Raw genomic sequence first — 26,966 nt, 5'->3', positions numbered from 1 at the left:
TCCCATGGCCAACGAACGCACAGAACCCCTGCAACTGAATCTCGGATCGCTGCGCAGCGCGATGTCGCTGACGCTGCACACGCACCACGCTTCGCGCATCTGGCACGGCCGCGCGCCGACCGAGGGGCGCCCAGGCATCATCGGTCTCAACGGCTTCATCGGCGCCATGAACAAGATGAAGCGCGGCGCCGAGCAGGACGACCCGTACTCGGACTGGTGGATGTTGCGGATCGAGGACAAGCTCGCCGACACCAAGACCCGTCTGCAGACCCTGCGCGACCAGGTGGATCAGGCCTTGGCCGACGTGCCAGCGGCGCTGTCGCTGGGCGAGAACATGAACGTGCAGCCGGTGAAGCTGCCGCTGTTCGTGAACGCCCAGCTCGGCTTCATGGCGGTGTATCTGCTGGCCGACTACGACGACCTGGCACGCAAACTCATCCTGGCGCACCACACGGCGCTGATCGATCGCAGCACCTTGGAGCGCTGGCTCAATGATGGTGCGCACGCGCTGCGCAGCCTGTTCTCGCTGGCCCAGCAGTACCGCTACTCGGGCACCACGCGCGACGACTTCGCGGCGAAGAACGCGGCGGCGCGAGCGGCGCTGGAGAAGTTCGGCGAGTTGCCGCAGGACGTGCTGGAAGGCACGCGCCGCTCGCGCTTCGCGCCACCGATCGCGCGGCGGACGACCAAGCCCGGCACGCCGCCTGCAGCGCCCGCCATCGAGCCCGATGCGCCGGCTCACACGGATGGCACAGCCGATGGTGCGGCGGGCGATGAGGCTGCGGGCGCATGACAGCATCGATCCCCATCAGCCACTCCACGCGCTTCGTGGCGCTGGAACAGGCGGACTTCCAGCGGCTGGAACACGCAGGCTACCTAAAAGGCCTTTTACAGCCTTTTAAGGGTAAGAGGAGTCTGGAGACCTGGGCCAGCCAGTGCGCAGCGCTGCGCGACGACGTGATTGGCCTGGCGCAGCGGCGCGTGCTGCCCCAGGCGCGCGCCTACCCCTTCAGCCTGCTCCACGTGCAACTGGCCCAGCAGGCCACTGGCGCAGGGACGACCTTCCTGCGCTGGCGCAACCTCGACCGTTCCTCCATGGGCGTGGCGTTGTGGGAGGCCCTGCTGGCCAACCCCGCGACGCCGGCCTCGCTGATCGACGAGCTGTACGCGATCGAACTGCAGCGCATCGTGCTGAACATGCAGATCAGCCTGACCCACAGCATCGCTCGCCAAGCCCTGGAATGCGCCAACAAGGCCGCGCAGGCCGAAGCGGCTTACCTGCGGCGCGTCCACGGGCATACCGCGTCCGTTCCACCCACCACCAAGGAGTCACCATGAGCACGCACTTCGTCGGCGAGGGCAACATCGGTTCTGCGCCGGACTACCGCGAATTTCCGAACGGCAACGACGAGCCGCGCCGGCTGCTTCGCCTGAACGTCTACTTCGACAACCCGATCCCGAAGAAGGACGGCGAGTACGAAGATCGCGGCGGCTTCTGGGCGCCCGTGGAGCTGTGGCACCGCGACGCCGAGCACTGGAAGACGCTGTACCAGAAAGGCATGCGGGTGCTGGTCGAGGGCCGCACTATGCGCGACGAATGGGAGGACGCCGACGAGAACGAGCGCGTGACGTTCAAGGTCGAGGCGCGGCGCGTGGGCATCCTGCCGTACCGCATCGAGTCGGTGGCGCTCAGCGCCAAGCCCGCCGGCAGACAGTAATTCGCCCATCGCCGTTCCCCCGAGGGCGGCTGTAGCAACCGTCATACGCCCGCGATGCACCAGCGAGCTATCCCCAGGGGATAGCTCCAAGGTCGTCCACGGAGTTCCAGCCGCCCTCCAGAAACGACGCTCTTGCTGTGCCAACTCCTGCGGTCTATGCGCACCGCTGCGGCAACGGACCGCCTGCCGATCACAAAGCGGTGTCTGCATCAATCGGCTTCCTTGCTGCCGGCATCTCCTGGCCCCGCCAAGCTGACGCCCATCCGATGAACCGCACATTTCCAAGGAGGCTTCATGCGCGTGTTCCTGTGCGAGAAGCCGTCCCAGGGCAAGGACATCGCCCGTGTGCTAGGCGCCGGCCAACGCGGCAACGGCTGCTACAGCGGCGCGGGTGTCGTCGTGACCTGGTGCATCGGTCATCTGGTGGAGGCGGTTCCGCCCGAAGGCTACGGCGAGCAATACAAGCGCTGGGCCGTCGAGCAACTGCCCATTCTTCCTGAGCGTTGGCGTGTCGAGCCCAAGGCGGCGACCGCAGCGCAATTCAAGGTCGTGCAGCAGCTCGTCGCCAAGGCGGGCGAGCTGGTGATTGCGACCGATGCCGACCGCGAGGGCGAGATGATCGCCCGCGAGATCATCGACCTATGCGGCTACCACGGGCCGATTCAGCGCCTGTGGCTGTCGGCGCTCAACGATGCGTCGATCCGCAAGGCACTGGGTGCACTCAAGCCGTCCGCCGAGACGCTGCCGATGTACTTCTCCGCACTCGCCCGATCGCGCGCCGACTGGCTGATCGGGATGAACCTGAGCCGCTTGTTCACGCTTCTAGGTCGGCAGGCCGGCTACACCGGCGTGCTGTCGGTGGGGCGCGTGCAGACGCCGACGCTGAAGCTGGTCGTCGATCGTGATCGCGAGATCGCGCGATTCGTCTCCATGCCGTATTGGGCCGTGGATGTGCTGCTATCCCATGCCGGCCAATCCTTCACCGCGAGCTGGATACCGCCCGAAGGCAGCACGGATGCAGCGGGTCGCTGCCTTCAGCAGCCGGTGGCCCAGCAGGCTGCGGATCGCATTCGCGCGGCACGCGATGCGCAGGTCGTGTCGGTGGACACCGAGCGCGTGCGCGAGGCACCGCCGCTGCCGTTCGACCTGGGCACGCTGCAGGAGGTGTGCTCCAAGCAGTTGGGCCTCGACGTGCAGGAGACGCTGGACATTGCCCAGGCGCTGTACGAGACGCACAAGGCGACAACGTATCCGCGCTCGGATTCGGGCTACCTGCCCGAGAGCATGCTGGCTGAGGTGCCGACCGTACTCGACAGCCTGGTCAAGACCGACCCCAGCCTGCGGCCGCTGATCGAGCGCCTGGATCGCCAACAGCGTTCGCGTGCATGGAACGACGGCAAGGTGTCGGCTCACCACGGCATCATCCCGACGCTGGAACCCGCCAACCTGTCGGCCATGAGCGAGAAGGAGCTGGCCGTCTACCGGCTGATCCGCGCCCATTACCTCGCGCAGTTCCTCCCACACCATGAGTTCGACCGCACGATGGCGCAGTTCTCGTGCGGCGGTCAGTCGCTGGCGGCCGTGGGCAAGCAGATCGCCGTCACCGGCTGGCGCGAGGTGCTGGCGACGCCGGGGCCGGACGATGCCGATGGCGAGGATGCGCAGCGCAGCCAGGTGCTGCCCGCCCTGCATGCGGGCCTGTCCTGCCCGGTCGGAAAGGTGGATCTCAAGGCGCTGAAGACGCTGCCGCCCAAACCCTACACGCAGGGCGAGCTGATCAAGGCCATGAAGACCGTCGCCAAGTTCGTGACCGACCCGCGGCTGAAACAGAAGCTGCGAGATACCACCGGCATCGGCACCGAGGCGACACGCGCCAACATCATCAGCGGTCTGATCGGTCGCGGCTACCTGGTCAAGAAAGGCCGCGCCGTCCGCGCTTCCGACGCGGCATTCACGCTCATCGACGCGGTGCCCTCGGCCATCGCCGACCCCGGCACCACGGCGGTGTGGGAGCAGGCACTCGACATGATCGAGGCCGGCCAGATGGCGCTGGACACCTTCATCGAGAAGCAGTCCGTGTGGGTCGGCCAGCTCGTGCAGCAGTACCGCGGCGCAACGCTCTCGCTCAAGCTGCCGCCGGCGCCGGCCTGCCCGCAGTGCGGCACACCGATGCAGCAGCGCACGGGCAAGAGCGGCGCGTTCTGGTCCTGCTCGCGCTACCCGGACTGCAAGGGCACGCTGCCGATCGAGTCCCCGACGGGCCGGCGCAGCGCACCGCGCAAGCGGCGCGCTGCCTCCAAGGCGTCCTGATCCTCGCTTTTCCCCTGCCGCGCCGGCCACTTCACTGGCGGCGAGGCAAACGTCCCGCACCGCGCGGGACTCCAAAGCGCGCGTCTCCTTCTGCAACGGTGTGCGCGCCCCGTCTGCCCGCCATCGGGCGACGGGGCGAGAAGGTCATTGCTCCACGAATCGCGCCCGCCGCCATTCCCTTGATCGGTGTGCCTTGCCTCGGCCACGAGGGGCTTCCTGACGCCTTGCCGCCGCGCGAGCCGTGAGGAGGCCACTTGGGCCGAGGGTATTCCGTGCCGGTGCCCGCCGGCGGAACAACGGGCTCCCTTTGTGTGTGGATGCACGCCAGAGGTTTCCGGCCCCAGCCACGAAACGGGCCGGGTGCGATTGCTGACGCAGCGAACGGCTTTGACGACGGCCCGCGCTGACGCAGCCCACAGGTGGTTTTCCTTCCTCTCCAGCCGAAGGCCCGCGTGGCCTTCGGCGCCCTGGTCCCTGCCTTGTCCCGTGACGCGGGCCTGCCCTAAAGCGGGCCGTCCACGATTCGGTTTTCCCTGCGACGGCAGCCATGCTTCGCGCCCATCCTCACGCCATGCGTTGCTGACAGTCGTCAGCGGCATGCCCTGGCAGTCTCGGTCTTCAAGACTGCAACGCGGTTCGCCGCGTTGACCGATCCAGTCCGCTTCGCATCGCCCACCGCGGACGCTCGCCGGCCTGGCGACGATGCACTTTTCTCAACCACCCGAGGGGAACCCCATCCCCTGTGGGATGCGTGCTCCCCGACCCACCAAGGAGCACGGCATGTCTGAACCTTCCGCATCTTCCTCTGCAACCGCAGTGCGCAGTGGTGCGCTGGCGCTGGCCTGGACCGGCAAGCGTCTGCCGCTACAGGTGCTGCGCAGCGCGGCCGGCCACTACATCGGCACGCAAGACGACGAAGGCCCGGTATCGCGGGAGTCCGTCGAGTATTTCCCCACCCACCTCGCAGCACAGCGCGCCCTGGATACCCATGCCTGGACGCAGCGCGCTCAGCCCTGATTCCCCACCCTTCAAGGAGTCCTCTCATGAATCTGTCTTTGCCCGAAGACGTGCTCGATCAGATGGCGCTGGAACAGGCGCACTTCGACGCTGCACCGCAGGCCTTCTTCGAGGCCTGGAAGCGCGGCGCGCAGATCGCCGGCCACGAGTGGTTCGGCGACGGCACACGCGAAGGTCTGCAGCGTGCCACCACCAAGTGGGACCTGCGGCCCAACATGCTGATGCTCAACGACGCCCTGGGCGTGCTGAGCAGCGGTCAACGCATGTTCCTGTCCGCGATGGTGAGCTTCTACAACTCCCGCGAGGGCGGCGCGATGCTCAAGCGTTGCGGCTTCGAGGGGCTGTCCGACTTCGGCGGCCTCGACCTGGAGCGGCGCAAGGTCATCGCCGACCTCACGCTGCACTACAACGGCTGGTGAGCCGCGCCTGGCAACCCACCGTCCTTTCATCCCACCCCACGAGGGACATGCGTCCCCGTTCGGGGCCATGTCCCTCCTTCTTTTCGCAGGAGCGGCCATGTCCCGAATCAGCATCTTCCACTGACCCGCACCGCCCGCCACCAGGGCGGTCCGACGCCGCGGCCGGCTGACCGGCTGCCACTTCATCCACCCGCTGGGGTTCAATCCCCGGCAGGGGATTGCCTCGGCCATCCTCTGCTGGAGGAATCCCATGTCTCATTCCAAAAACCCCTTCGTCCGCGGCTACGATGGCCTGTCCGTGCAGCGGCTGCTGGCGATTTCCTACGACGACGACTGCCCGCTGAGCTATCTGCCGCTGCACGTCTCGCAGTCGCATCTGCCGGACAGCCAGGTCGAGCGCCATGCCTGCGTCTTCTGCGACGACTTCGCGCTGATCACCGAGGGCCAGAACGTGCCGCCCGAGCTGGACGCGCAATGCCCCAGCCACGGTATCGCCCGAAACTTCGTCTACGCCGTCATGGCCGAAGAAGCCGGCCAGCCACTGCACGTCGGCGATACCTACTCCGAGGAAGCCGCGCGCGAGGTGGTCCGCCGCCTGCGCTTCGAGACCGGCTTCTACAGCCGTGCCTGGGAAATCAGCTCGGCGCACATCACCGAGGAGGCCGGCCGCTTCCTCGCCGAACTGGCGGACATCGCCACGCCGAGCGGTTTCTTGTTCGTGGCCTTCCGCATTCCCTACAGCCCGGCGGTCGGCGTGAAGCTGATCGCCACGCCCTGGACGGATGCGAACCTGCAGCATGTCGAGGGCATCACCGCCGAAGAGCTGCGGCAGGAGCACCGGGCCAAGGGCGTGCCGGAGTCCCTCGTGGAAGTGTTGCACCTGGCTGCGCTCGCCGACGTTCGCATGTTGGTGTTCGATGCCGACGCGCCCGTGCTGGACGGGCTGACGCTCTACGACGACGAGTAACCCGCAACCCATTCGAGCCCCCACGTCGGGGCTCTTCTTTTTCGCGGAACGCGGTGCCGGCGCATTGCCGATTCCCAACGGACGGTTGCCGCCATGTGCCGCACGCTGGCCGCATGTTCGCTGGCGTTGCCGGCAGCATGCCCAGGCAGTCGAGACCTTCAAGGCTGCGGCGCGGTTCGCCGTGCTGGTTGCTTCGTTCTCCGGGCGCACCCGCGTCCATCCACCTCACCCTCAAGGGACAGACCTCCCTTGCGGGCGGGAGTCCCTTGGTTGCCACAAGGAGTCTCCCCATGGATACCCAAGCCATCCGCGCACAGATGCCGACGCTCGTTGTCGGTCATGTGCCTTCCAACGTCCGTTCGTTCAAATTCAACATCTTCGACGGCCAGCCCAAGGTTTCGACGCTGGGCTTTCACATCGACCCGAAGCCTTTCGAGGGCAAGGTCATCGCCACCACCGACGAGGCCATCGTCGTCAAGACGGGACGAGCCGAGTTCGCGGTGCTCGATCGCACGCTCGTGACCGAAGTGCCCGACGAGGGCGCCAAGGTGCAGGTCGAACCCTATGTCAGACGCCGCTTCGACGGTCAGCGGGCGGACACGCCCGAGGAGCAGACCGAGTTCACCGCCGACGGCCAGCCCTACACGGTGAAGCGGTTGGTGCTCGGGTCCGCACCGGCGAAGCTGCCGATTCCCAAGCCCCGCTGCCCCGAGCTGCAAGAACTGGTCGACCAACTGGAGCAGTTGCCCGCTCCCGACGGTTTCCGGCGCGTCACCCACATGCTGGTGGATGCCGGCGCGCGGGACATCACCTGGGTCGATCCGCTGCCCGCCGACATCATCCGCACGCCACCGGCCATCGGCTTCACCGTCGCCACGATGAAGTTCCAGGGTCGCGTCACCGTGCTGTATGAGCGTGGCCTCGACCTCTACGCGGTGGAGCTGCACCGCGCCGGCGAGCTGGTCGAACGGGTCGATGAGGTGTTCTTCGACACCCTCGGTGAGACGCTGGAACGGCTGATCGACGACGGGAGCTGGAGACGCATCCGCGTGCAGTGCCTGTCGGGTCGCAAGGCTGTCCGGCACTGACCTCCCAGCAGCTTCCCGCCTTCGCGGCGGGAAGCCTCTCTTCCTGCCTCCCTGGAGATCACACCCATGACTGTTCGATTCAAAGGCACGGAGCTGCGGCCCGTGCTCGCCGAAGCGGTGGCGAATCAGTGCCGCGTCATCCTGGTCAAGGATCACGGCGTGTACTTCCTGGCCGAGCGCGGCGAGCGCCGACCCGATGGTCGCCAGAAGACCATCGCCTATGCCGCCGGCTGCAACCCGGATGTCGATGCGTTCGATGACTGGTGGGAGCTGGCGCGCGCCGAGTTCGGTGGCGACGACTTCGGCGAGTTCTTCGATCCGCAGGAGGGCGTGTTTGCGCGCATCGTGCACAGCGAGGACGACCTCGACGTGTCCGCCACCGCGACACACCTGTCGCTGCAGGCGGTTCCTTCCACGCCCAGCGGCAACTGACCGCCCATCCCTGGCCCCCGCTCCGGGGGCCTCTTTCTTCCCGGCAATGCGGACAGCCGCGAGTGCCGATTGCCGCTCGCCTGCGCGCCGTCCTGGCGCCACGCTTCCGGCCATGTTCCGCTGACGTCCGTCAGCGACATGCCCAGGCAGCCACGATCTTCAAGGCTGCGACGCGGTTCCGACCCCGTTGATCACTCCAGTTCGCACCGGCATCCATGCGCGAACGGCCATCGGGTCTCGATGGCGATGCCACCAAGCTGTTCCATCAACCCACGCGGGGGTTCCACACCTTCCCCGCCTTGGGTCGGGTGTGTCTCCGCCTCATTGTTCCCAGGAGATTCACCATGACCACTTCCACCGAAAAGTCCTACTTCGATCTGCACATCACCGGCCTCGGGTACCTCAATCGCATCCGCGAAGTGAAGCCCAAGAAAGGCGATGCGTTCCTGGCCTGCGACATCGCGGCTCTGAACGGTCCCAGCGATGACGTCTCGTATGTGCGTTTCGACACGCGCGTATCGGGATCGGAAGCGCAGCACCTGGTGCGCCGCTGCATTCAGGCGGTCGACGCTGAGAAGAAGGTGATGATCGGCTTCCGCCTGGGCGACCTGTGGACCGATACCTTCACCTACTCCAAGGGCAAGCGTGCCGGCGAGCAGGGTGTAAGCCTCAAGGCCCGCCTGCTGTTCGTCAGTTGGATCAAGGTCGACGGCAAGCTCGTCTACAAGGCCGAGCCCAAGCCGACCGAGACCGACGAGCGGGAGCCGGAAGTCCCTGTGACGTCCGACGCGCCCGCTGCGCAGCAAGCCTCGGCACCGGAGCCTTCCGAGCCCGTCGCCGATGCTGCCGACGACGCAGCCGATGCCCCCGCATTGGCCGTTGCCGAGTCGTTCTGATCCGCAAGGCCCCATCCCCGGGGCCTTGCCTTCTCTTCGTCCCAGGAGACCTTCATGATCACCATCCCCGGCCAACTGGCCATCAAGACCATCCACGGCAGGAACGGCGACTTCAACGTCGGCCGCCTGGCGACCTCGATCGGCGAGTTCGTCGTGAAGAACGCCGAACTCGATCAGTACCGCGAGGGCAAGTACGACGGTGATTTCGTCATCGTCGAGATTCGCCCCTCCACGTACAACGCCAACGGCCGCATGGTCATCGAGATCCGCGCCCATCTGGGCGGGATGACGCTGTCCAACATCGACGCCCTGAGCCGCGACGAAGCCCGCCGGCTGAGTCCGCAGGAAGTCGATCCAATCGACGAGGAAGCGCAGGCGCCCGCGCCGGCATCGCCCCCGGCCAAGCCGAAGGCGAAGCCGCGCAGTCCGCGCGATCCCCTGGTCGATACCACGCCGTTTGGCAGCGAACCGGCTCCCGTGTCCGCTGCGGCCTCGGCCGAGGCAGACGACGCGGCGCTGTTCGGTGCCTTGTGGCCCCTGGGCGAGACCGTGAAGCTCGATGCGACCGTGGATCGTCGTGTGCTGCGTCAGCAGCGCGACCGTCTCGACAAGCTGGGCTACGAGTTTGCTCCGTTGTCCCAGGACTGGCACCTCAAAGCTGCCTGATCCATCCGCCGCCTTGCGCGGCATTCCGCCACCCGCCGGGGTTCTCCCCCGACGGGGAGGGCTCCGGCCTTTTCTTCAAGGAGACCCTCATGGGCTGGACCTTAGTTCGTCAGACGCGCGATCAGTTGATCCGCGAGCTGCTCGCTCCGCAGGCGTCCGAACGCGCTTGCTGCGAAGTCATCGACCACACGCTGGACGGCGACGTTCTGTGGACCGTGGTTCGCGTCACCGCCAGGCAGGCGGGCCTCATGGGCCTCGCGGCCGGTGAGTCCGTCTGCTACATCGGCTGCCATCTGCTGGAAAGCTCGGGTGGCGATTGGGGCTACAAGTCCCTCGATGAGTCCGTGCATCCGTACTACTACTCGTGCCCGCTGCGCTATCTCGACATGGCGCCGGTGCAAAGCTCCGAGTGGCGCGAGCGGGTTCACCGCTTCCACGCGGGGCGCGCTGCCTAGCGGCACGCATCTTCCTTCACCCAACCGGGGCGAGCACTGCCCCGCGGGCTGTGGTTGCTCCTTCATTTCCAAGAGGACATCACCATGCCTGCACCTTCCTCCGCGAAACCGCTGTACAGCATCGACGAATGCCCCGATCTCATGGCCGACGGTTGCGTCGGTGACGAGCAGGGCAATCTCGTCTTTCTCTCGATCTGGGCGCGCGACACCGCCGTTCAGGAGTTCCTTGCCCGCCTGACCCTCGGCCGGGATGAACAGGGACTGGATCAGTTCCACGTCATCACCGAGCAGGGCGCATCCATCCCGGTCTTCGTCGGCAATGTCGAGAACCTGGAAAAGCGCATCACCCGCGCCTATCGGCGAACGCTGTTCGGTTCGCTGACGAATGTGTGGCTGTTCGATCGTCGCTGCGTGAAGCCAGATAAGGCCAACGCCGGCGCGCTGGCGCTTCTGCCCAGGGATTCCGCTCACCGGCTCGACCGGCTGTGGACGCTGGTGCAGGACACCTGCCCGCTGCCACTGCTCGACCACTGGCGCGACACCGTGCTGGAGCTGTTGCAGACACGGCGGATGCTGACCGGTCTTCCCTTGGCCCTAGGGCCACTGGAAGGCCATCGGCTGGCCCTCGATGTCCCGGCGCTGACGAAGGCGTTGGGCGAGCTGATCCGCAACGGCACCCTCGGCGCCACGCAGTACGAACTGGCCGCGAACGCACCGCTTCGGCGTGTGGCGTGAGCCATCCCCACGGGCATGCGCGCCGCGCGTGCCCGCCTTCCCTCATCCATCATCAGGAGAAATCCATGGCACTCATGTTTCCGCGCCTGGCGCGCAATTTCATTCGTAACGGCTACTTCCCCACCGACGAACCGACGCTGGAGCGGGCCTTGTCCGCACTGGCGCCGTCTCCCGGCTCCATGTCCATCCTCGATCCCTGCGCCGGCGAAGGCGTGGCGATTGCCGAAGCCGCCCACGCCCTCGGGCGCGAGCAGGTCCAGGCCTTCGTCGTCGAGTACGACGCCGAGCGTGCCCGCCACGCACGGCAACTGGTCGATCGCTGCATCCACGGTGACCTGATGGACACGCTGATCTCGCGCCAGTCATTCGGGCTGCTGTGGCTGAACCCGCCGTATGGCGACCTGAGCAAGGACGTGAACGGCAACATCGGCTATCAAGGCCAGGGCCGTGCGCGGCTGGAAAAGCTGTTCTATCAGCGCGCGCTGCCGCTGCTGCAGTACGGTGGTGTGCTGATCTTCATCGTGCCGCACTACGTGCTCGACGCCGAGCTGGTCGGATGGCTGACGCGCCACTTCGCCGACCTGCGCATCTACCGTGCGGTGGAAACGCAGTTCAAGCAGGTGGTGATCTTCGGTCGCAGGATTCGTCAGCGCGACCAGGCATCGGAATCGGCCAAAGCCGTGCGCGGTCTGCTGCTGCAGATCGGACAGGGTGACGCCGAAGCCGAGGAACTGCCGCTCGAATGGCCGTTCCTGCCGTACACCGTCCCTGCCAGCCCGGCCGAGCCGGAGCACTTCTATCGCGTGACGATGGAGCCCGAGCAGTTCGCCGATGAAGTCGGCCGGCTGCAAGGACTCTGGCCGGCGCTCGATACCCACCTGGGCGCCGCGCAGCAATCGCTGCGTCCGCCCGCGCGGGCCTTGTCGCACTGGCATCTCGCCCTGGCTCTGGCCGCAGGCGCGATCTCCGGCGTGGTGAAGTCCAAGAGCGGGCGCGTGCTCGTCGTCAAAGGTGATACCCACAAGGAGAAGACCCTCCAGACGGAGTACACCGAACGCGACGACGGCTCCGTGGCCGAGACGCGCATCCTCACCGACAAGTTCGTGCCGGTCATTCGTGCATGGGATTTGACGCTGGGCTCGCCCACGTGGGGCGAAGTGCTGACCATTCGCTGATCGCTGTTCCCTGACGGTTCGTCGTCGCTTTCATCCACCCACCGGGGTCACGTTGCCCCGATGGGGTGCCGTGGCCCCTTCTTCCAGAAGGAGATACCACCATGGCACTCGCAGTCCTCAACCTCGCGTCACAAGCACGCTTTTCGCCCGGGCAGGTGATCATGACCGCCGGCGTCGACGAACTGGTCCGACAGGGCCGGCTCAACCCCACGCCGTACCTGCGCCGCCATCTTCATGGCGATTGGGGCGACCTGAGCGACAGCGATCGGCGGCAGAACGACGCCGCGCTGAAGTCCGGCGAGGATCGTCTGTTCTCGTCCTACCAGGTCACGCCGAACCTGAAGCTCTGGATCATCACCGAATGGGATCGCAGCGTCACCACGCTGCTGCTGCCCAGCGAGTATTGATCCACTTCGACGGCCTTGCGCCGTTACATTCTTCCCACCCCGGGGCATGCCATCGCCCCGTGGGGGAGGTGCATGCCCCATTGCTCTGGAGCATCACCATGTCCCTCGATCTTGAAACCGGTCCCGAAACCGCTGTGCAGGGCGACCTGCTCGAAGCGGTCGCTTCCCCCCTCACGCTCAGCCTGCAGGACTTCGTATCGGAGTTCGGCGACGAGCTGCTCGATTCGCTCAACCGCGCCAATCCGCCGGTCTACACCGGCCGGCCGCGGGCGCATCGGCAGATCGTCCTCGCGGGCCTCAAGCGCAAGCTGTTCCCCGCGCAGGCCGATGTGGTCCATGCCGCCACCGAGCTGCTGATCGATCGCGGCGAACGCGCAGCGATCGTCAATGGCGAGATGGGCTGCGGCAAGACGACCGTCGGCATTGCCACGGCCGCCGTGCTCAACGCCGAAGGCTACCGCCGCACCCTGGTGCTCTCGCCACCCCACCTGGTCTACAAGTGGCGGCGCGAAATCCAGGAGACGGTGGCCGGCGCCAAGGTCTGGGTGCTCAATGGCCCGGACACGCTGGTCAAGCTGCTGAAACTGCGCGAGCAGTTGGGCGTGCCGGCGCAGGGCCAGGAGTTCTTCGTTCTGGGCCGTGTGCGGATGCGGATGGGGTTCCACTGGAGACCCGTCTTCACTCGCCGGCGCACGCTTCACGGTGACGTGGCGGCGTGCCCGGACTGCCGTCACATCATCACCGACCTCGACGGCGAGCCGATCAACCCGGTCGAACTCGAAGCCGAGGAGTCCCGCCGCAAGTGCAGTCACTGCCGTGCACCGCTGTGGTCGTTGATCCGTCCCAGAGGTCTGTCCGCTAGCGACCAGTCCTCCGCCGTCCTCAAGGCACTGAAGCGCATTCCGACCATCGGGGAAGTCACCGCGCAGAAGTTGATGCAGAAGTTCGGTGACGCCTTCCTCGCGTCGATGCTCGGGGACAACATCCACGAGTTCATCAACCTGATGGACGACCGCGGCGAGCTGGTCTTCTCGGATCGGCAAGCACACCGGATGGAGCGCGCGATGGCCAATATGGAGTTCGGCTTCGGTGAGGGCGGCTATCAGCCGTCCGAGTTCATCAAGAGGCAGCTTCCGCAAGGCACGTTCGACCTGCTCATCGCCGACGAGGCGCACGAGTACAAGAACGGCGGCTCCGCCCAGGGCCAGGCCATGGGGGTGTTGGCGGCGAAGGCGCGCAAGACGCTGCTGCTAACCGGCACGCTGATGGGCGGCTACGGCGACGACCTGTTCCACCTGCTGTTCCGAGCCCTGCCGGGGCGGATGATCGAAGACGGCTACCGGCCGACGAAGAGCGGCAGCATGACGTCGGCCGCGATGGCGTTCATGCGCGATCACGGTGTCTTGAAGGACATCTATTCCGAGAGCACTGGCAAGGCGCACAAGACGGCCAAGGGCACCAAGGTATCGGTGCGCACGGTCAAGGCGCCGGGCTTCGGTCCGAAGGGCGTGCTGCGTTGCGTTCTGCCGTTCACGGTCTTCCTCAAGTTGAAGGACATCGGCGGCAATGTGCTGCCGCCCTACGACGAGGAATTTCGCGAAGTCGCGATGGACACGGCGCAAGCCGCGGCCTACCGCGATCTGGCGGGTCGGCTGACCCAGGAGCTGAAGCAGGCCCTGGCGAAGCGCGACACGACGCTGCTCGGTGTGGTCCTCAACGTGCTGCTGGCCTGGCCGGACTGCTGCTTCCGGTCGGAAACGGTGGTGCATCCGCGCACGCGCAACACCTTGGCGTTCGTGCCGGCTCAGTTCAACGAGCTGGAGGTGATGCCCAAGGAACGCGAGCTGATCGAGATCTGCAAGCAAGAGAAGGCAGAAGGTCGCAAGACCCTGGTCTATTCGGTCTACACCGGCACGCGCGACACCACGTCGCGTTTGAAGGTGCTGCTGGAGCAGGAAGGCTTCAAGGTGGCGGTACTGCGCGCGAGCGTGGATGCCTCCCGCCGGGAAGACTGGATCGCCGAGCAGCTCGACCGTGGCATCGACGTGCTCATCACCAATCCCGAGCTGGTGAAAACCGGCCTGGACCTGCTGGAGTTCCCGACCATCGTGTTCCTCCAGTCCGGCTACAACGTGTATTCGTTGCAGCAGGCCGCCCGGCGCTCCTGGCGCATCGGCCAGAAGCAGCCGGTGCGCGTGATCTACCTGGGCTACGCCGATTCCTCGCAGATGACCTGCCTGGGGTTGATGGCCAGGAAGATCATGGTGTCGCAGAGCACGTCGGGCGATGTGCCCGAATCCGGACTCGATGTCCTGAACCAGGACGGCGACTCGGTGGAGGTGGCACTGGCACGGCAGTTGGTGCATTGAGCGGTGCTGGACTTGGCGGCCCCTTCGGGGCCGCTTTTCTTGTCTGGGTTCCTTTGGTGTTCGCACGGCGTACCGTCCTTGCCGCAGCGCAATAATAGTAGGTGCACACGGCGCAGATTTCTGAGCAATATGAACCCGCCGCGAGTGACCGTGAGCGCCAACCCATTATTCAGATTGAGATATCATTGAGCCGATTAACCGCATGTTACGCTCAAGCTCTGCCGCCGATTGATACTCGATCAGCTGAGTTCGTTCGGCGTCTTCTTCGACCGTCAGTCCACTCTGCGCTTGCTTGCGGTTCAGTATCGCCAGTCGAAGGCCTCGGTGAACGGGCGTACTTGTGTCGCGAAGCCGACTCCAGAGTCCTTCAGCGGCTTCGACCTCACCAAATCGGATTTCGTATTTGCACCGTAGCCCAACCTGAGCGTCGTGGTTGATGGCACCAAATCGTTTCTGAAGTCGCCCGAGCGTGGTCAAAGCGCCTTCGCACTCTCCTGCCTCGATCTCGCAGTTCGCTAAATTGGCGAGAACCTCAAAGGGAGGGTGGGCTATCTTTTGGTCAGCGATACGGGCGAAGCGTAGTGCATCCTCAGGGCTCCCGTTTGCTTGTTCGAAGGTAGAGCGGCGATGCTCAGCGAATCCACTTGAATCAATGCGGTCAAGGATCTCAAGGGCGCGCTCAGCAGTAGGGAGATCGCCAAGTCTAAGCGCAATCGTGCATTTCAAATCAACTACATATGGGTTATGCGGAGACTGCTGCTCGGCCTGACGAATATACTCTTCGGCGGCTGGAAGATCCCCCGTTTCAAAAAAGCAGCTTGCCAGTTCCCGGTGGATGGCGACGCCTCGGCGGCCATTGGCGAGACTCTTCTTGTAAGCCTCGATCGCTTCAGGATACTCTCGCTTCCGTCGCGCGGCGAAGCCCCACACGTAGTACGCCTCCTTAAGTTCACCGAGGCGAAGCAGCTCGCTGATATGCTCCTCTGCTTCATCATATCGCTCTTTCCGAATGAGAGCTTGCGCGACATAGCGTCGTACATCAACGCTATCGGGCCGCACGTCCAAGGCAGACGAACCGTACTTGATAGCGAGGTCGTAGTCTTGATCGTGATAGCTCCTAGTTGCTACGTTGATCAGATCTGCGGCAAATCCAATCGCGAATCGAGAGTCAGCCTGGCTTCCTGCAAGGAGGTTGGCTCGGAAGATCGTTTGCCCGAGATCAAGTCGTGCGTCATCGTCAGGCTCATCTGCCAGGTACGCTTCAAGAAGCTCGGCCACTTTCCTGGTATCGACGCGAAGTCCGCCAAATGCTCTGTATGCTGCATCACGGATGGGCTCTGAGATGCGATAGTGCATTCCGGCAGGCATAACAAACGCGAGGTCAAGTAAGAAGTTCAGATCATCGCTTGTATCGTGTGACGTTTGCGCGCAGTACGCCACAATGACCTGAAGTGGGAGAGGGCTGAAGCTTGATAGGATCTGCAGGATCGTCTGCATGCTCGGTGTTAGCGATCTGTTCTCCTTTAAGTGCCGGAGAAACTGTTCGGCATTAAAATTCACCAATGCACGTTGATCAGTTACGACTTGCGGGATTCCGCGAAGCCGAGCCTCATCAAGAATAAATCGTACAGCGGGAGGATAGCCACGAGCGTAGGTTGCGATTGCCGTAAGCGCGGTTCGATCGAATACCAAGCCGACGTCGCGTCCGGCAATACGCAACAGATTCTGCGTTGATGTTTGATCAAGTTCGGGGACGCGCACGGACGGGCACGGGTTTTCGGCAGGTCGATACAGCCTCCTGCTTGAAACGATCATGGCGTCAGTATCCCGATCAGACGAAATCGCGTTGTACAGCGCATCGAACTCGGGTCTCATCACGCCATTCTCGGCGGCTAGGGCGCCTTCGTCGACAAATATCGGCAACGTCCCCGCTTGGCAGGCCTGACGCAACAGAGAGGTTATCTCGTCGACCAAGTTCCCCTTCGCTTTTTGCTCTTGCTGCTTCAGAAAAGCCACCAAGTCGGAGATACCCCCTGGTGAAATCGCTTCGGCGACGCGGATCGATGTCTCAGGCAAGAGATCGCCCGCGTGGAGGTTAATTGGCAATATTGAGGAAAAGGATAGGTTGTCGCGTGCAATCGCTTGGACAAGCGAGCGTCTGCCGATACCCTTTAGGCCGTAAACGATTAGAGGCGGGCGGAAATTGGGATCTGTGAAGCCTGATATGGTTTCGAGCGATTGCTCGATCTCAGCCCTACGTCCGACAAAGTATCTCGGAATGCGCTCTCCAAGACGTTGACTGATGATACGCCGGATGTCGGTGGCGATCAGACCCGGCGATGCCTCTTTCCTGATGAGCGTTGCCCGCATCCATTCAGGAAGGGCGTCGTGGGTTAGCTCCTGATCAACGATATAGGTTGTCACCTTACTGAGTGCATTCTTGATGAGCGCTTCGGAAGCGAGTTCTATTTCTAATTTAACCCAATCTCGTTGGAGCGAGGCCCGGCTTGCAAACAGAATAAATACATCTGATCGATCGATGCCTTTGATGATGGCATCACGGAATTCATCGCCAACCGAAAACTCGAACTCGTCGTAAATGACGGCTGCGCGCCCGAGATTGCGCGCAACTTCTCTCACTATATGTTTGTCAACATGTCCGTGAGATAGAAAGGCTCTTGGGAACTTTGTCATTTTTTAATCTTAGTATATTTGGCTGCATGGCGGACGCTACTCGAAGCGCAAACCAAACAACCCTCCAGTATCGGTCGCATCAGTCAGCTTCGTGTCCATGACATGAGCGCGAATATCGAAGCCCGGCTTGAACCCCTCACGTGGCAGCACGTCCGAGTTCATCGTGACGATGTATTGAAAACCAGCCGCCTCCGCCCGTTCAGCACCAAGTTGCAATGCCTTTGCGACCTGACGCTCATCGACGCCGTCGAACAGATGACTGTCGTGAATCAGGAAGCCGGGGCCGCGCCCATTCTTCAAACTGATCTCAGTCAACATGAGATCGAAGCAGAAAATCTGCATGTTGGTGATGCCCTTGCTTCGCTGTCCATCGATATGGACCTCGAATTGCGGACCACCTCCAGTTTCGGAAATCGTCAGGCTACCGGCCTTTTCGTACAGGGATTCCGATAGCGACTCAAACGCAAGGATCGCTTCGCGGGTGATGTCGCTACGTTCATGGATGTCGTCGCGGAGCGCCTTGGTCAGATTGGCTCGCTTGATATCGAGTTCGGCCTTTGTGCTTTCTATCCGCTCGGCGGTTTCAAGCCGTTGGCGCAATCCTTCGACCTCGGCCTCGGCCCTTCCGGCTTCCTCACGCAAGGACACATAATGCTCAAGTGCCCCGCCGGAACGCAGGACTCCCATGATCTGCCGGCGCCGACGGTCGCGCTCGGAGATCCTCTGATCCCGCTCGACAACCCGTGCCTCTGCCGAGGCGATCTCGGCATTCAAATGCGCGCGCCGGTTTTCGATGATGGCCCGATGGAAGAGTTCGACCTCATCAAAACGCCGCCGTACCATATCGGGCAGGACGACACCGGCTTCGGCATAGAGCTTCGTTACATCACCCAGATCCGGCGCGTCTTCGTCGGCCAACGATGCTCGAAGCTGTTGCAGGAGATTGCCATCGATCACGTTCTCTACGTTCAGGCTGTCGATGTCGCGCGTGATCTCATTGGCTTCCTGCTCAAGTGCCTTGTATTCAGGCACAACCTCAAACGTTTCGAGCTGGCTGCGGAGTCGTTTGGCGTGGGCCTCGGCGATAGTTAGCCGTGTCCGAAGATCGGCGGCCTTACCGAAGAAGCGGCCGAGGTCGCCGCTGCGGGCAGCCTTCCGTAATTCCTGCGCGACCTTTTCCTGCGCCCTCAGTTCCTGGAACCGGCCAGGAATGCTCCAATCGAGACCGAGCAAATAGCAGATCGAGACCTGCTGGTCCCAGCTTTGCTGCATCGTCGAATGCTGCATCGGCTGCTGGAAACCGCCGCCATTTTGCCGCCTGACAAAGTAGGAGAAGAGCGAACGGAACGACGGCTGGAAGCGCTCGACCTCATCGCCGGCCGAGATGGGCAAGCCAAACCAGAGATGCCCGAGATTGGCCTTCCAATTTTCGTTGGATAGTTCGAACAATCCGGCGCGCTGATCAAATTGCGGCGCGATCGGCCACGATTCCACAGCCCCGTTGACGAGGATGCGGCTAGGCTTGGTGCCACTGCGGGCGGCCGATACGGTCTCGCCGGCGATGTCGACGGTGACGTCGAAGGTCCAAGGTGCCAGCGCCTCCGAGCGGAAAATGTTCTCCTTGCGCACATCGGCTCCGAACAGGAAATGCACCAGTTCGATAAAGCTGGTCTTACCTGCACCGTTTCTCGACTGTCGGTCGTTCGCACCTTCGCTCTTGTCGGCGAGCAGGACGTTCAAGCCGGGCTGGAAGTTCAGCGCCTTGAAGGAAGCGAGATCGCTTCCAAAGCGTCGGATCATGGCCGAGTCCTCCGCACCAAGCCGCGATCGAACTCAAGCGCGCCGATCATGTAGAGCAGGTCCAGCGACAGGACGAACCACTGGTAGTCAATTGGGGCATTGGGCGCGTGCAGGGAGCGACGGCCACGCACCTCGTCCCATAGCCGCGACATAGTCAGCGGCCGCTTAAGGATGTCGAGGACTTCTGCACCGACGCCAATGAGTGCGCGGTCGGAACGAACATGCTTCGTCGGCAGAATCATGACGCCTCCACGGAAGCAATCGGGTCTTCGAAGATGTCGCAGCTATCGAAGAAATACGCGAGAACCGCTAGAGCTGCGCCCTGACGCTTGGGCTCGCCATTGAATCCGGCATAGTCCTGAAGATGCCTGAAGATCGTGTCGGCCGGCAGGTCAAGCGCCTTCAACTCCGCATAACGCAGACGGAAGGCTTCGGCGATGCGCTCACCGAGATCGGGGCGCGGGCTCTTGCGGAAGAAGGCATCGGCGAGAGCAGATTTGCGACGACCAATTCGCAGAAAGAGACCGGACTCATCCGAGAGCGCATTCTTCTCCAGCTTCTCTGACGAGGGCGGTGTCAGGGGTGGATCACCCGGATTAGGTTCCTGCCGTTGAAGCGCCTCGATAATTGGCACCAGATCAGACATGACAAGCCGGTCCACAATGGCGATTGAGGCGGCGGGGCCAAAGAGGGCCTGAAGGGCAGACAGATCAAGGCCCATGGCGAGCGTGAGCAGTTCTGGCTCGGACCAAGTCGCGATCTTGAGCGGCGCGTAGGCATTGCGAAGGCCATCGAGATGCTGAACGGCGTTAGGCGGCAGGCCACGGCCATCATTGTGGACGAGCACCCATTCCTGCATGTTGTCGGCCCAATGCACGCGGGCGCCATGGAAATCCCCATTGATCTTCGCGATAAGCTCGGTTTCCTTCATCGCCTCGGGCGCATAGCACTGGAACACCGAGCCCGTGCTAATCCGAAGTCCATCGCATTTCAGATCCCCATAAAGACCATAGGGGCGAACCTCCTCGAAATCGGGGCCGAAGGCGTAGCCCGCCAGACGCACGAACCAGTCCTGAAAAGCGGTACCCTTCTGGGTATGGAACGCCAAACGGAACCGATCGACGTAGATGGATCGCTGCAGTTCATCCATGGCGCCGCCTTGGCGACGATTCGTCATTTTTTCTCCGGGTCGACAGCTTTGCCGCCATGACAGCCGAAACTGTACCGAGATGATGGATGCGCAGCACCGGCCGTTCTGGCAGCTTGACAGTCAATTCCAGCTCCCCCCCGATGGCTTCGACATAGCTGCGTAACGTCGAGAGATACATGTCGGTTTGCTTCTCGATCTTGGATACCGATGGCTGTTTGATGTTCAGAGCAGATGCGATGTCGGCTTGCCCCTTGCCGGCGAGTTGCCGCAACTCTCGCAAACCTTCGACCTCGTGCGAAACCATAGGCTTGGGCGGCTCGTTCGGATCGCCTGATCCGCGGTTACGAGTAAAAGCCATCAAATTTCCCCATATTCAGAATCGAGGTACCAGCGATACAGAACCGCCACGACCCAGCCATGCAATCGACTCCAGCTCGGCCGGAGAAATATAGCCCGAAAGCTATATTGCAGTCAAAGAAAGAGGCTGATTCAAGTAGGCAATCCACTCTGGCTGCCTCAAATCGTCATCTATTGCTAATCATTAAATAGCGCGCATCATCTGGTTGGTTAGAAAGAAGATGGTTGAGCGCCGGTTCCCTTTCTTTGCTGCCTTCGACTTCTCACGCATCGAAGGTGTCGGCTCCGCTACAGGAGCCGAATCATGCATCGATCTTCACCTTTCCACCCCATTGTTCACCGACTGGCTACTGTCGGTCTACTTTCGGCTGGGGCTATGTTGGCGGCCGGCTGCGCCACCACGGAACAGCCGCAAGGACAGGCAGGGATCATCGAAAGCGCTGCGGACGAGCCTGCTCCGGGCCTGATCCTGATCGCCCGCTACGGCCGCTACACGCTGATCGAGCTGGTACCCGACGCCGCGCAGCGTGACCTGCTGCAGCAGGTCATCGACATCTCCATCCCCACCACGGCGGACGCAACTGTGGGCGATGCCATGCGCCACGTGTTGCTGCGCTCCGGCTACCGGCGCTGCGATGCGGCCGAAGCCGCCACCCTCTACGCGCTGCCGCTGCCTGCCGCACACCTGCGCCTGGGTCCGCTGATGCTGCGCGATGCCTTGCTGACCCTTGCCGGCCCCGCCTGGGAGCTGTCGGTCGATGACTCGACCCGCCAGGTCTGCTTCAGCCGGCACGGTGCTCCCGCCTTCCTTTCCGCCAACCCGCCCGGCACCGCCACGCCCGCGCCGGACGCCGACCGGCCCGAGGAGATGCAGCCATGACCTTTCCCCAAGCGCCATCCGAGCGCAATTCCCGCACGCGTTGGCTCAAGGTCGCCGCGGCCTTCTGGCTGCTGCTCATCAGTGCTGTAGCACTCATCAACAGCGTCGGCCTGTCGCGGCTCGCCGAACAGACCCAGAGCAGCGCACAGGATGCGCAGGTCAATGCGCTGGGCCTGCGCGTGGCCGATCTCGAACAACGGGCCGATGCGGACAAGCGCCGGCCGGCGCCGATCAGCCAGGCCGAATTCACCACCGCGCGGCAGGCGTTGGACGAACGGATGACGCGCCTCGAAGAGGCCGATGAGGCGAGGACCCTGGCCATCGACCTGCAGACGCTGCAGGCGCGCGTGAATGGAATCGAAACCCGCCTGGAGAAGACCCGGCAGGTGGCATCCGCTGCTCGCCCGCGCGTTCCGGTTGTGACGAAGCCCAAGGTGCCGGAGCCGCCGTTCCGGGTGCTCGGCGTGGAACTGCGTGGCGGCGAGCGTTTTCTGTCGATCACCTCCACCGCCGCGGCCTCGCTCGCGGGCGCCCGGCTGCTGCGCGAGGGCGATGCCGAGGGGGGCTGGCAACTGCAGTCCATCGAGACGCAGGCGGGCGTGTTCCAGGTGAACGGTCAGACGCAGCGCGTTGCGGTGCCGTAGGGGGTCGCCATGAACCTGCGGCCGTTGTTCGCTGCCGTCGTCCTGTTCGCCGCTTTCGGCGCATCCGCCCAGCCGGCCCCGGTGACGAACTCGCGCATGGTGCCCGCCCAGGTGCAGCCGGGCGCCGAGGCCGCGCTCGACGAGAGGCAGGCACGGGAATGGGGGCTTCAGCCCGAGGAGTGGGCACGTTACCGACAACTGATGCAGGGGCCGCTCGGGGTCTATTCGCCCCAGCTCGATCCGCTCACGGCGCTGGGCATCGAGGCCCGCAGCGAGGTGGAGCGCAGGCGCTACGCGGAGTTGCAGGTGCAGGCCGAGGCCCGGCGCGTCGGCAAGACGCTGGCCTACCAGCGGGCCTACGACGCGGCGTGGCAGCGCCTGTTTCCCGGCCAGCCGCGCGTGAGCCTGCCCGGCGCCAAGGCGCAGGGTGCCGGCAACACCGGCTCCGGGCGCCTGGCGGTCTTCGTCAAGGCCGACTGCGCACCGTGCGCGCAGCGCGTGCAGCAGTTGCAGGCGGCCGGCACGGCCTTCGATCTCTACATGGTCGGCAGCCGTCAGGACGACGCGCGCATCCGGCAGTGGGCCACCCGGGCGGGCATCGACCCGGCCAGGGTGCGCGCCCGCACCATCACGCTCAATCACGATGCCGGGCGCTGGCTGTCGCTCGGCCTGCCCGGCGAGCTGCCGGCCGTGGTGCGCGAGGTGAACGGCCAATGGCAGCGGCAATAGGTACTCCGGGCCGGGAGTGTCGGCCATCCCGCGTCGCCATCCGCTGCGCCAACGCCGCGCTGCTGCTCGCCACCGGCGGCTGGGCGTTGGCCGCCCTGGCGCGGGAAGTGCCGCCGCCGGCCTATCAACTGGCGGCGCATCGTGCAGACGTGCCGGCGGCGGTGCTGTACGCGGTGGCCTTGCAGGAGAGCGGCGCCATGCTGCGCGGGCGCCTGATCCCCTGGCCGTGGACGCTCAACGTCGCCGGCTCGCCACAGCGCTATGCCACCCGCGCCGCGGCCTGCGCGGGGCTGCGCCGGGCGCTCGCCCGCACGCCGGCCAATCGCATCGACGCCGGCCTCGGCCAGGTCAATCTCGGCTACCACACGCATCGCTACACGCAGCCCTGCGAGCTGCTGGACCCGTACCGCAATCTCGCCATCGCCGCGGAAATCCTGCGCGAACAGCACACGCCGGGCGAGGACTGGCTGCTTGCCATCGGCCGCTACCACCGGCCCGCCGGCGGGGCACCCGCGGCGCGCTACCGGCGCAGTGTGCGTCGGCACCTGACCCGCGTGATCGATCCCGGCGTTCCCGTTCCAACCCTTCAGGTCACCACGCCATGAACCACATCGTCCTCATCGCCGCCATCGGGCTGCTGTCCACGACCGCCGTCTTCGCCCAGACCGTCTCCGCGCCGCTGATCGTCGTCGAAGACCGCGGCGGCACCTCCGCGCTGCCGTACTACCAGTCCCTGAATCCCCAGCCGGATCAGGCCACACCGCCGGCCTCGATGCCGGCCCCTCGCGTGGGCAATTCGGCCGACGCCGAAGCCGCCATGCTGCCGGTGCGCTCGACGCAACTGTCGCCGGGCGAGGTGCAGCGCCGCGTCATCCGGACGCCGGGCCTGACGGCGCTGTTCCTGATCGGCGACGACGAGCGTTCGCGCGCCTTGCTGCGGCAGCGGCAGGCGGCGCTGCGAGAGCTGCAGGCCGTGGGCTTGGTGGTCAACGTGGAGTCGATGGCCGCGCTGACGGCGCTGCGTAGGCTGGCTCCCGGCCTGACCCTCTCGCCGGCCTCCGGCGACGACCTGGCCCAGCGTCTGGGCCTGCGCCACTACCCGGTGCTCATCACGTCCACCGGCGTCGAGCAGTAGGTGCGCAAATGGCCCAACCGCATGCGGTCGAGGTTCTGCTGCGGCCAGCGGTGGAGCTTCATACCGTGGCGGTCTGCACCGGCGCCGCGATTCTGTGCCTGGTGGCACCGTGGTCGCTCGGGCTGAACCCGCTGCTCGGCCTGGGCGCGGCGCTGGCCTTCCTGACCTTCGGCGCGATTCGCCTGCGCGATGCCTGGGCGATCCTGCGCTATCGCCGCAACATCCGCCGCCTGCCGCGCTACGTGATGACCAGCCGCGACGTGCCGGTGAGTCAGCAACGGCTGTTCGTCGGCCGGGGCTTTCGCTGGGAGCAGCGACACACGCACCGGCTGATGCAGACCTACCGGCCGGAGTTCCGCCGCTATGTCGAGCCGACGGCGATCTACCGGGCCGCCCGGCGGCTGGAGGAGCGGCTTGAGTTCGCGCCGTTTCCCGTTTCGAAGGTGGCACGCGCGCTGGCCTGGGACAGCCCGCTCAACCCGGCGCGGCCGCTGCCGCCGGTCGGCGGACTGCCGCGCCTGCATGGCATCGAACCGGCCGAGTTCGACGTCACCCTGCCGCTGGGCGAGCGCGTCGGCCACACCCTGGTGCTGGGCACCACGCGCGTGGGCAAGACGCGGCTGGCCGAGTTGTTCATCACGCAAGACATCCGCCGCAAGGTCCGCGGCGAGCATGAGGTGGTGATCGTCTTCGACCCCAAGGGCGATGCGGACCTGTTGAAGCGCATGTACGTCGAGGCCAAGCGCGCCGGGCGCGAAGGCGAGTTCTACGTCTTCCATTTGGGCTGGCCGGACATCTCGGCGCGCTACAACGCTGTAGGCCGGTTCGGGCGGATCTCCGAGGTGGCCACGCGCATCGCCGGACAGCTCTCGGGCGAAGGCAACAGCGCCGCCTTCCGCGAATTCGCCTGGCGCTTCGTCAACATCATCGCGCGCGCCCTGGTCGAGCTGGGGCAGCGGCCGGACTACCTGCTGATCCAGCGCCACGTCATCAACATCGACGCGCTGTTCATCGAGTACGCCCAGCACTACTTCGCCAAGAACGAGCCGAAGGCCTGGGAGGTCATCGTCCAGCTCGAAGCGAAGCTGAACGACAAGAACATCCCGCGCAACATGATCGGGCGCGAGAAGCGCGTGGTGGCCCTCGAACAGTACCTGTCCCAGGTGCGCGTCTATGACCCGGTGCTCGATGGCCTGCGCAGCGCCGTGCGCTACGACCGGACGTACTTCGACAAGATCGTCGCTTCGCTGCTGCCGCTGCTGGAGAAGCTCACCACCGGCAAGATCGCGCAACTGCTCGCACCGAACTATTCCGACCTGTCCGACCCACGACCGATCTTCGACTGGATGCAGGTCATCCGCAAACGCGCGGTGGTCTACGTGGGGCTGGATGCGCTGTCCGACGCTGAAGTCGCGGCGGCGGTGGGCAACTCGATGTTCAGCGATCTGGTCTCGGTCGCTGGCCACATCTACAAGTTCGGCATCGACGACGGGCTGCCCGGCGCCGCGGCGGGCGCCAAGATTCCGATCAACGTCCACGCCGACGAATTCAATGAACTCATGGGCGACGAGTTCATCCCGATGGTCAACAAGGGCGGCGGTGCCGGCGTACAGGTGATGGCCTACACGCAGACCTTGAGCGACATCGAGGCGCGCATCGGCAACCGCGCCAAGGCCGGCCAGGTGGTCGGCAACTTCAACAACCTGTTCATGCTGCGCGTGCGCGAGACCGCCACCGCCGAACTGCTGACGCGACAACTACCCAAGGTCGAGGTGTATGCCACGGCACTGATGAGCGGCGCCACCGACAGCTCCGACCCGCATGGCAATACTGCATTCACATCCAACACCCAGGACCGCATCAGCACGACCAGCGTGCCATTGATCGAGCCTGCGCATGTGGTGGCGCTGCCCAAGGGGCAATGCTTCGCGCTGATCGAGGGCGGCAACCTCTGGAAAGTCCGCATGCCGCTGCCGGCACCGGACCCCGACGAAGCCATGCCGAAGGATCTGCAGGAGCTGGCCGGCTACATGCGGCAGCACTACGTCGAGGCAGGAGACTGGTGGGAGAACCAAGGCCTCCCCGGCCTGCAGGACAAGGCGCTGCCCGACGACCTGCTGGACGACTTCAAGCAGATGGCCGCCGCTGAAGAGGCCGAAGCATGAGCGATCCGGTCGTCGCGGCCCAGCGCCAGCAGCAACGACAGCAGGGGCTTATCGCCAGCCTGGTCACGTTGCCGTTCCGCTTCTTCGGCGTGCTGTGCGGCGCGCTGCTGCTGTGCATCCTGATCGAATGCGTCGGCATGCACTTCTTCTGGCCCGAGCAGGGCTGGCGCCACGCACAGGGCATGCTGCACTACGAGCTGGATCAGCTTTCCACGCATTTCACGCGCAGCGCGCTGGTGCAGGAGCCGGGGCGCACCGCGCACCGGCTGGTCGAGCAAGGCTACGACTGGCTGTTCGTGAAAAGCGGCCTGCTGGACTGGATACGCGACGCCTCGGCGCAGGCCAGCGCCGGCAGCCATCGCCCGACCAAGGATTTCCGCCACTACATCGGCTTGGTCTACGTGAACGTGGAGAGCTACCTGATCGCGGCGGCCTACACGACGCTGGTCTTCCTCGTGCGGCTGCTGGTGCTGTGCTTGACCCTGCCGCTGTTCCTGATGGCCGCCTTCGTCGGGCTGGTGGACGGCCTGGTGCGCCGGGACATCCGCCGCTTCGGCGCGGGACGCGAATCGGGGTTCATCTATCACCGCGCCAGGGCCAGCCTGATCCCGCTGGCCGTGCTGCCGTGGGTGACTTACCTGGCACTGCCGGTCAGCGTGAACCCGCTGCTGATCCTGCTGCCCAGCGCCGCATTGCTCGGCGTGGCGATGTGCATTGCAGCGGCGACGTTCAAGAAGTACCTGTAGTGCAACCGGTAA

28 protein-coding genes are annotated in these 26,966 nt (G+C 64.6%); 23 read left to right on the top strand and 5 right to left on the bottom strand.

The window, feature by feature from the left end:
* Positions 1-4: 4 nt before the first annotated feature.
* The 16 genes from C664_RS05965 (at position 5) to C664_RS05890 (ending at position 14,654) form a co-directional block, all read left to right on the top strand.
* The gene (locus tag C664_RS05965) at positions 5-793 is read left to right on the top strand and encodes a PFL_4669 family integrating conjugative element protein (RefSeq protein ID WP_004255078.1); all 789 of its coding nucleotides are present in this window, start codon (positions 5-7) and stop codon (positions 791-793) included.
* A complete protein-coding gene (locus C664_RS05960) occupies positions 790-1,338 on the top strand; it encodes a DUF3158 family protein (RefSeq protein WP_004255075.1) in 549 nt (182 codons plus the stop codon). The genes C664_RS05965 and C664_RS05960 overlap by 4 nt, the downstream gene beginning before the upstream one ends.
* Positions 1,335-1,718, top strand: coding sequence for a single-stranded DNA-binding protein (locus C664_RS05955; RefSeq protein WP_004255072.1), 384 nt, complete (start codon positions 1,335-1,337; stop codon positions 1,716-1,718). The genes C664_RS05960 and C664_RS05955 overlap by 4 nt, the downstream gene beginning before the upstream one ends.
* Before the next feature lie 294 nt (positions 1,719-2,012).
* Entirely contained in the window at positions 2,013-4,028 is a 2,016-nt protein-coding gene (locus tag C664_RS05950) for a DNA topoisomerase III (RefSeq protein ID WP_004255068.1), read from the top strand.
* Positions 4,029-4,808: 780 nt separating this feature from the next.
* Positions 4,809-5,045, top strand: coding sequence for a hypothetical protein (locus C664_RS05945; RefSeq protein ID WP_004255066.1), 237 nt, complete (start codon positions 4,809-4,811; stop codon positions 5,043-5,045).
* Positions 5,046-5,071: 26 nt separating this feature from the next.
* Positions 5,072-5,464: a hypothetical protein gene (locus C664_RS05940; RefSeq protein ID WP_004255064.1), complete on the top strand. Its 393-nt coding sequence runs from the start codon at positions 5,072-5,074 to the stop codon at positions 5,462-5,464.
* A 250-nt stretch (positions 5,465-5,714) separates the two neighbouring features.
* A complete protein-coding gene (locus C664_RS05935) occupies positions 5,715-6,431 on the top strand; it encodes a DUF5983 family protein (protein WP_004255060.1) in 717 nt (238 codons plus the stop codon).
* Between the two features lie 290 nt (positions 6,432-6,721).
* A complete protein-coding gene (locus tag C664_RS05930; RefSeq protein ID WP_004255057.1) occupies positions 6,722-7,519 on the top strand; it encodes a hypothetical protein in 798 nt (265 codons plus the stop codon).
* Positions 7,520-7,585: 66 nt separating this feature from the next.
* The gene (locus C664_RS05925; protein WP_004255055.1) at positions 7,586-7,951 is read left to right on the top strand and encodes a DUF3085 domain-containing protein; all 366 of its coding nucleotides are present in this window, start codon (positions 7,586-7,588) and stop codon (positions 7,949-7,951) included.
* A gap of 344 nt (positions 7,952-8,295) precedes the next feature.
* On the top strand, positions 8,296-8,847 hold the full coding sequence (locus C664_RS05920; protein WP_004255052.1) for an STY4534 family ICE replication protein: 552 nt from the start codon (positions 8,296-8,298) through the stop codon (positions 8,845-8,847).
* 54 nt (positions 8,848-8,901) lie between these two features.
* Entirely contained in the window at positions 8,902-9,513 is a 612-nt protein-coding gene (locus C664_RS05915; protein ID WP_004255049.1) for a DUF3275 family protein, read from the top strand.
* Between the two features lie 89 nt (positions 9,514-9,602).
* Entirely contained in the window at positions 9,603-9,968 is a 366-nt protein-coding gene (locus tag C664_RS05910; protein ID WP_004255046.1) for a hypothetical protein, read from the top strand.
* Between the two features lie 84 nt (positions 9,969-10,052).
* On the top strand, positions 10,053-10,703 hold the full coding sequence (locus C664_RS05905) for a hypothetical protein (protein ID WP_004255041.1): 651 nt from the start codon (positions 10,053-10,055) through the stop codon (positions 10,701-10,703).
* Between the two features lie 65 nt (positions 10,704-10,768).
* On the top strand, positions 10,769-11,878 hold the full coding sequence (locus tag C664_RS05900) for a DUF6094 domain-containing protein (protein ID WP_004255038.1): 1,110 nt from the start codon (positions 10,769-10,771) through the stop codon (positions 11,876-11,878).
* A gap of 101 nt (positions 11,879-11,979) precedes the next feature.
* The gene (locus C664_RS05895; protein WP_004255035.1) at positions 11,980-12,285 is read left to right on the top strand and encodes a hypothetical protein; all 306 of its coding nucleotides are present in this window, start codon (positions 11,980-11,982) and stop codon (positions 12,283-12,285) included.
* A 98-nt stretch (positions 12,286-12,383) separates the two neighbouring features.
* On the top strand, positions 12,384-14,654 hold the full coding sequence (locus C664_RS05890) for a helicase-related protein (protein WP_004255030.1): 2,271 nt from the start codon (positions 12,384-12,386) through the stop codon (positions 14,652-14,654).
* Between the two features lie 165 nt (positions 14,655-14,819).
* Here the strand turns inward: C664_RS05890 and C664_RS05885 are convergent, their stop codons facing one another.
* The 5 genes from C664_RS05885 to C664_RS05865 are packed head-to-tail and all read right to left on the bottom strand — an operon-like array spanning position 14,820 to position 20,656.
* On the bottom strand, positions 14,820-17,348 hold the full coding sequence (locus tag C664_RS05885; protein ID WP_083483056.1) for a toll/interleukin-1 receptor domain-containing protein: 2,529 nt from the start codon (positions 17,346-17,348) through the stop codon (positions 14,820-14,822).
* 36 nt (positions 17,349-17,384) lie between these two features.
* Entirely contained in the window at positions 17,385-19,148 is a 1,764-nt protein-coding gene (locus C664_RS05880; RefSeq protein WP_004255013.1) for an ABC-three component system protein, read from the bottom strand.
* Positions 19,145-19,390 carry an ABC-three component system middle component 6 gene (locus C664_RS05875; protein WP_003294127.1) on the bottom strand — a complete coding sequence of 82 codons (246 nt, stop codon included), beginning with the start codon at positions 19,388-19,390 and terminating at the stop codon, positions 19,145-19,147. Before C664_RS05875 ends, C664_RS05880 begins: the two co-directional genes overlap by 4 nt.
* Complete coding sequence (locus tag C664_RS05870) at positions 19,387-20,325, bottom strand: ABC-three component system protein (protein ID WP_228111397.1); 939 nt, start codon at positions 20,323-20,325, stop codon at positions 19,387-19,389. The genes C664_RS05875 and C664_RS05870 overlap by 4 nt, the downstream gene beginning before the upstream one ends.
* A complete protein-coding gene (locus C664_RS05865) occupies positions 20,291-20,656 on the bottom strand; it encodes an XRE family transcriptional regulator (RefSeq protein ID WP_023124346.1) in 366 nt (121 codons plus the stop codon). The genes C664_RS05870 and C664_RS05865 overlap by 35 nt, the downstream gene beginning before the upstream one ends.
* Positions 20,657-21,031: 375 nt before the next feature.
* Here C664_RS05865 and pilL2 point away from each other — a divergent pair, with 375 nt between their 5' ends.
* From pilL2 to C664_RS05830, 7 genes are read left to right on the top strand one after another with little or no spacing between them, the layout of a single operon-like run.
* Positions 21,032-21,535, top strand: coding sequence for a PFGI-1 class ICE element type IV pilus protein PilL2 (gene pilL2, locus C664_RS05860; RefSeq protein WP_004254976.1), 504 nt, complete (start codon positions 21,032-21,034; stop codon positions 21,533-21,535).
* Positions 21,532-22,179 (top strand): hypothetical protein, encoded by a 648-nt coding sequence (locus tag C664_RS05855; protein ID WP_004254973.1) that lies wholly within the window; start codon positions 21,532-21,534, stop codon positions 22,177-22,179. Before pilL2 ends, C664_RS05855 begins: the two co-directional genes overlap by 4 nt.
* A gap of 9 nt (positions 22,180-22,188) precedes the next feature.
* A complete protein-coding gene (locus tag C664_RS05850; protein WP_004254970.1) occupies positions 22,189-22,908 on the top strand; it encodes a TIGR03759 family integrating conjugative element protein in 720 nt (239 codons plus the stop codon).
* Positions 22,893-23,513, top strand: a complete 621-nt coding sequence (locus tag C664_RS05845) for a hypothetical protein (RefSeq protein ID WP_004254967.1) — start codon at positions 22,893-22,895, stop codon at positions 23,511-23,513. Before C664_RS05850 ends, C664_RS05845 begins: the two co-directional genes overlap by 16 nt.
* A complete protein-coding gene (locus tag C664_RS05840; RefSeq protein WP_004254965.1) occupies positions 23,510-24,043 on the top strand; it encodes an integrating conjugative element protein in 534 nt (177 codons plus the stop codon). The genes C664_RS05845 and C664_RS05840 overlap by 4 nt, the downstream gene beginning before the upstream one ends.
* A gap of 8 nt (positions 24,044-24,051) precedes the next feature.
* On the top strand, positions 24,052-26,208 hold the full coding sequence (gene traD, locus C664_RS05835) for a type IV conjugative transfer system coupling protein TraD (RefSeq protein WP_004254963.1): 2,157 nt from the start codon (positions 24,052-24,054) through the stop codon (positions 26,206-26,208).
* The gene (locus C664_RS05830) at positions 26,205-26,954 is read left to right on the top strand and encodes a TIGR03747 family integrating conjugative element membrane protein (RefSeq protein ID WP_004254960.1); all 750 of its coding nucleotides are present in this window, start codon (positions 26,205-26,207) and stop codon (positions 26,952-26,954) included. Before traD ends, C664_RS05830 begins: the two co-directional genes overlap by 4 nt.
* The last annotated feature ends 12 nt before the right edge of the window (positions 26,955-26,966 follow it).

The sequence above is a fragment of the Thauera sp. 63 genome (assembly GCF_000310165.2).
In the GTDB taxonomy this organism is placed as follows: Bacteria; Pseudomonadota; Gammaproteobacteria; order Burkholderiales; family Rhodocyclaceae; genus Thauera; species Thauera humireducens.
Note: the sequence above shows the minus strand (reverse complement) of the source record. Positions and strands in the feature narration are given on the sequence as shown.

Coding starts and splice junctions, on each gene's coding strand:
- C664_RS05965 (WP_004255078.1), top strand. CDS start 5: ATGGCCAACGAACGCACAGAACCCCTGCAACTGAATCTCGGATCGCTG.
- C664_RS05960 (WP_004255075.1), top strand. CDS start 790: ATGACAGCATCGATCCCCATCAGCCACTCCACGCGCTTCGTGGCGCTG.
- C664_RS05955 (WP_004255072.1), top strand. CDS start 1,335: ATGAGCACGCACTTCGTCGGCGAGGGCAACATCGGTTCTGCGCCGGAC.
- C664_RS05950 (WP_004255068.1), top strand. CDS start 2,013: ATGCGCGTGTTCCTGTGCGAGAAGCCGTCCCAGGGCAAGGACATCGCC.
- C664_RS05945 (WP_004255066.1), top strand. CDS start 4,809: ATGTCTGAACCTTCCGCATCTTCCTCTGCAACCGCAGTGCGCAGTGGT.
- C664_RS05940 (WP_004255064.1), top strand. CDS start 5,072: ATGAATCTGTCTTTGCCCGAAGACGTGCTCGATCAGATGGCGCTGGAA.
- C664_RS05935 (WP_004255060.1), top strand. CDS start 5,715: ATGTCTCATTCCAAAAACCCCTTCGTCCGCGGCTACGATGGCCTGTCC.
- C664_RS05930 (WP_004255057.1), top strand. CDS start 6,722: ATGGATACCCAAGCCATCCGCGCACAGATGCCGACGCTCGTTGTCGGT.
- C664_RS05925 (WP_004255055.1), top strand. CDS start 7,586: ATGACTGTTCGATTCAAAGGCACGGAGCTGCGGCCCGTGCTCGCCGAA.
- C664_RS05920 (WP_004255052.1), top strand. CDS start 8,296: ATGACCACTTCCACCGAAAAGTCCTACTTCGATCTGCACATCACCGGC.
- C664_RS05915 (WP_004255049.1), top strand. CDS start 8,902: ATGATCACCATCCCCGGCCAACTGGCCATCAAGACCATCCACGGCAGG.
- C664_RS05910 (WP_004255046.1), top strand. CDS start 9,603: ATGGGCTGGACCTTAGTTCGTCAGACGCGCGATCAGTTGATCCGCGAG.
- C664_RS05905 (WP_004255041.1), top strand. CDS start 10,053: ATGCCTGCACCTTCCTCCGCGAAACCGCTGTACAGCATCGACGAATGC.
- C664_RS05900 (WP_004255038.1), top strand. CDS start 10,769: ATGGCACTCATGTTTCCGCGCCTGGCGCGCAATTTCATTCGTAACGGC.
- C664_RS05895 (WP_004255035.1), top strand. CDS start 11,980: ATGGCACTCGCAGTCCTCAACCTCGCGTCACAAGCACGCTTTTCGCCC.
- C664_RS05890 (WP_004255030.1), top strand. CDS start 12,384: ATGTCCCTCGATCTTGAAACCGGTCCCGAAACCGCTGTGCAGGGCGAC.
- C664_RS05885 (WP_083483056.1), bottom strand. CDS start 17,348: ATGACAAAGTTCCCAAGAGCCTTTCTATCTCACGGACATGTTGACAAA.
- C664_RS05880 (WP_004255013.1), bottom strand. CDS start 19,148: ATGATCCGACGCTTTGGAAGCGATCTCGCTTCCTTCAAGGCGCTGAAC.
- C664_RS05875 (WP_003294127.1), bottom strand. CDS start 19,390: ATGATTCTGCCGACGAAGCATGTTCGTTCCGACCGCGCACTCATTGGC.
- C664_RS05870 (WP_228111397.1), bottom strand. CDS start 20,325: ATGACGAATCGTCGCCAAGGCGGCGCCATGGATGAACTGCAGCGATCC.
- C664_RS05865 (WP_023124346.1), bottom strand. CDS start 20,656: ATGGCTTTTACTCGTAACCGCGGATCAGGCGATCCGAACGAGCCGCCC.
- pilL2 (WP_004254976.1), top strand. CDS start 21,032: ATGTTGGCGGCCGGCTGCGCCACCACGGAACAGCCGCAAGGACAGGCA.
- C664_RS05855 (WP_004254973.1), top strand. CDS start 21,532: ATGACCTTTCCCCAAGCGCCATCCGAGCGCAATTCCCGCACGCGTTGG.
- C664_RS05850 (WP_004254970.1), top strand. CDS start 22,189: ATGAACCTGCGGCCGTTGTTCGCTGCCGTCGTCCTGTTCGCCGCTTTC.
- C664_RS05845 (WP_004254967.1), top strand. CDS start 22,893: ATGGCAGCGGCAATAGGTACTCCGGGCCGGGAGTGTCGGCCATCCCGC.
- C664_RS05840 (WP_004254965.1), top strand. CDS start 23,510: ATGAACCACATCGTCCTCATCGCCGCCATCGGGCTGCTGTCCACGACC.
- traD (WP_004254963.1), top strand. CDS start 24,052: ATGGCCCAACCGCATGCGGTCGAGGTTCTGCTGCGGCCAGCGGTGGAG.
- C664_RS05830 (WP_004254960.1), top strand. CDS start 26,205: ATGAGCGATCCGGTCGTCGCGGCCCAGCGCCAGCAGCAACGACAGCAG.